General features: G+C 73.8%; 4 protein-coding genes. All 4 read right to left on the reverse strand.

The genetic code is table 11. The features are described from left to right. The coding region (locus HMPREF0731_RS24965) for a HAMP domain-containing protein (RefSeq protein WP_007002822.1) at positions 1-1,171 on the reverse strand (1,171 nt) is incomplete at its 3' end. 74 nt (positions 1,172-1,245) lie between these two features. Beyond that, the gene (locus HMPREF0731_RS04395; protein ID WP_007002823.1) at positions 1,246-2,790 is read right to left on the reverse strand and encodes a cryptochrome/photolyase family protein; all 1,545 of its coding nucleotides are present in this window, start codon (positions 2,788-2,790) and stop codon (positions 1,246-1,248) included. 57 nt (positions 2,791-2,847) lie between these two features. Then, positions 2,848-3,141 carry a CvpA family protein gene (locus tag HMPREF0731_RS04400; RefSeq protein WP_007002824.1) on the reverse strand — a complete coding sequence of 98 codons (294 nt, stop codon included), beginning with the start codon at positions 3,139-3,141 and terminating at the stop codon, positions 2,848-2,850. Between the two features lie 101 nt (positions 3,142-3,242). After that, positions 3,243-3,480, reverse strand: a 238-nt coding sequence (locus tag HMPREF0731_RS04405) for a hypothetical protein (protein ID WP_007002825.1), incomplete at its 5' end; no start/stop codon positions are given.

The raw sequence follows: 3,480 nt of genomic DNA on the forward strand, positions 1-3,480 counted from the left end.
GGCGCTCGGCCGAGGCGGCGCGCAGCGTCTCGATCGCCTGCGCCATGCCGCCCAGCTCGTCGCGCCGCGCGCGGCCGGGCACGGCCAGTTGCAGCTCGCCCCCGGCGATGCGGCCGACGGTCGCGGTCAGCCCCTGCAGCGGCAGCACGATGCGGCGGAACAGCAGCACCACCGACAGCCCGGTCAGGCCGAGGCAGAGCAGCACCAGCGCCGAGGACAGGCCGAGATGCAGCTGCGCCTTGGCGGCGCTGGCCTCGCTCAGCGCCAGCGCCTCGTCCAGCGCCGCGTCGCGCAGCACCAGGATGCGCGCCTGCGCCGGGGTGGACCAGGCGCGATAGGCCTCGACCGTGAGCGGCCAGCGCACCGCCTGGCCCTGCATGGCCTGCCAGCCCAGCGCCAGATGCTCGCGCCAGCGCGGCTCGTCCTCGCCCTCCAGGCTGCGCTTCTGCGCCGCCAGCGCCGCCTGCAGCGCCGGCTTCGGCGGCAGGGCGGCGACCAGGCGCTGTGCCGATTGCCAGGATTGCTCGATCCGGCCGGTCTGCTGCTGCGCGGCCTGCATCGCCTCGGGCGTGATGCGGCCGGTCTGCATCCAGTTGACCAGGGTGGTGTTGCGGCGCCCGGCCAGGTCGCGCACCTCCATCATCGCCTGGGCGATCTCCAGCAGCAGCGCCGCGGCGGGCGCGGAGCTGGCCACCTCGCGCGCGGCGGTGCCGGCCAGGCGCGACGCGGCCTCGACCCCGGCATTGCGCAGCGCCTGGGTGGCGTCGGGCATGGCGGCGTCGCGCTCGGCCAGCGGGCGACGCATCTCGGCCAGGCTGCGGGGCCGCAGCGTGGCGATGCGGGCCTGGATGTCGCGCAGCGGGGCGATGTCCAGCCCGGCCTGCCCGCCGCTGGCCAGGGCCTCGGCCAGCAGCCGGTCGGTTTCCGCCGCCTGCCGCTCCAGCGTGGCGAAATCGGGGTTGGCGCTGCGCAGCTGCGAGGCGTGGCCGCCGATCTCGGTGGCGATGGCGGTCTGCGCGCGCTGCGCCGCACTGACCGCCTGGGTGGCGCGGCTGGCCTCCCGGGCTTCCTGCCACGTCTGCCAGGAGCTGCCCGCCTCCCACAGCGCGGCGATGCTGCCGGTGGCCGCGACGCTGCAGAAGCAGAGCAGGAAAAAGGTGCGGATGCGCAATGCCGGGTTCCTTGGAACGCTGCCTCATTTTTAGAGGCAGAGCCTTAACGGCCGATGGAGCGCCCCAGCCCGGCTCAGCAATAATCGGCGGCTGGCGGCAGCGATTCCAGGAACCGCGCCGCCTGGGCGCGCAGCGTGGCCAGCCTTTCGGGCGGCATGCGCTCCAGGTTGCGCAGCGGCAGGGCCATGCGGGCATTGCCGCGCCAGCGCTCTGCATGGCGGGCGATGAAATCCCAGTAGAGGAAGTTGAACGGGCAGGCCCCCTCCCCCTCGGCCCGCCGCACATCGTGGCGGCACTGGCCGCAATAATCGCTCATGCGGTGGATGTAGGCGCCGGAGGCGGCATAGGGCTTGGAGGCCATCACCCCGCCATCGGCGAACAGCGCCATGCCGTGGGTGTTGGGCAGCTGCACCCATTCATAGGCGTCCAGATACACCGCCAGATACCAGGCGTTCACCGCCGCCGGGTCGATCCCCGCCAGCAGGGCGAAGTTCCCGGCCACCATCAGCCGCTGGATGTGGTGGGCATGGGCGTGGTCGCGGGTCTGCGCCAGGGTGTGGCGCAGGCAGGCCATGTCGGTCTCCGCGCTCCAGTAGAATTCCGGCAGCGGGCGCTTGGCCTCCAGCGCGTTGCCCTCGGCATAGCCCGGCATGCGCAGCCAGTAGAGGCCGCGCACATATTCGCGCCAGCCCAGGATCTGCCGGATGAAGCCCTCGACGGCGTTCAGGGGGGCGCGGCCGGCACGGTACTCGGCCTCCGCCGCCTGGCAGACCTCCAGCGGGTCGAGCAGCCCGCCATTCAGCGCCGGCGAGACCAGGCTGTGGTAGAGCACCGGCTCGCCCGCCGCCATGGCGTCCTGGTAGTCGCCGAAGCGCGGCAGGCGGTGCGCCAGGAAGTCGCGCAGCGCCACCCCGGCGTCGCGCGCGGTGACCGGCCAGCCGAAACTCTCCAGCCCGCCATAGCGGCGCGGGAAGCGCCGGGCGACGAGCTCGAGCACCTCGCGCGTGATGGCGTCGGGCGCGAAGCGCGGCACCGGCGGCGGCGACTCGCCCGGGGGCAGGCGCTTGCGGTTCTCGGCGTCGTAGTTCCATTGCCCGCCGGTGGGCGTGCCGTCGGGCTCCAGCAGCAGCCGGTGGCGCTGGCGCATCTCGCGGTAGAAATATTCCATGCGCAGCTGCCGCCGCCCGCCGGCCCAGCGGGCGAATTCGGCGCGGGTGCAGAGGAAGCGGTCATCCTCGCGGATCTCGACCGGGATGCCGGCCGCCGCCTCCCAGCCGCGCATCGCCTCGGCCACGCGCCATTCGCCGGGATGGGTGGCGATGATGCGGCTGGCGCGGTGGCGGCGCACGGCGCGCAGCACCTCGCCGGTGAAGCTGCCGCTGTTCTCCGGATCGTCCAGCCGGATGTGCTCGGCCCGCACGCCGCGCGCCACCAGGGCCGCGTGGAAATGCCGCAGCATCGAGAAGATCAGCGCGATCTTCTGCCGGTGGTGCGGCACCGTCCCGGTCTCCTCCGCCACCTCCATGCTGAGCACCACGTCCCGCGCGCGGTCGAGGTCGCGCAAGGCCGAGAGGCCGCGGCTGCACTGGTCGCCGAGGATGATGCGGAGCGTGGTCATGGCCCCGCATGTCGGGGCAGGGCGCGATTCCGGAAGCCCCCGGCGGGGGCGGGCCGCTCAGGGAATCCAGCGGAGGAAATCCCAGGCCTCGAGCGGTGAATGGCCCAGCCGGCGGCGCAGCCGCCGGTCCAGCCAGATCACCACCACCACCCCCACCAGCAGGCCGAGGATGATCGAGGTGAACCGCGCCATGTCCGGGCTGGCGGCGGTGAAGCCCAGCCGCAGGAACAGCGCGTCCAGGCCGAGGACCACCGGCGCCGCCACCAGCACGCCGAGCGCCAGCGCCACCACCAGCCAGACCAGCGACACGAGGATGTCGCGCAGCCCGCGCCAGAAGCCCTTCCCGCTCATCGCCGCCTCCCTTCCGATGCTGGCGGCCAGCGGAGCCGGTCCATGTGGAGGGAATGCGGCAGCCCCGCACACAAGCGGTTGAGCGGCGCCGGGCGGGCGGTTCAGCCCTCGGGCTGGTAGATCACCTCGCTGCCATCCTCGCCCAGCATGCGGAAGCCGGTCCAGCGGCCGGCGGCGTCGTAGCGCGCCACCATGCCGCGCGGCGCCCATTGCCACAGCGTCTCGGCGCCGGCGCGGCCGCGCTGCGGCGCACCCTCCAGCAGCGCACCGGTGGCGGTGTCGAACAGCGGGCGGCCGGGCAAATGGTCGGGCGCCCACCAGGCCAGCGGCGCCGCCTCG

Source organism: Pseudoroseomonas cervicalis ATCC 49957 (assembly GCF_000164635.1).
Lineage (GTDB): Bacteria > Pseudomonadota > Alphaproteobacteria > Acetobacterales > Acetobacteraceae > Pseudoroseomonas > Pseudoroseomonas cervicalis.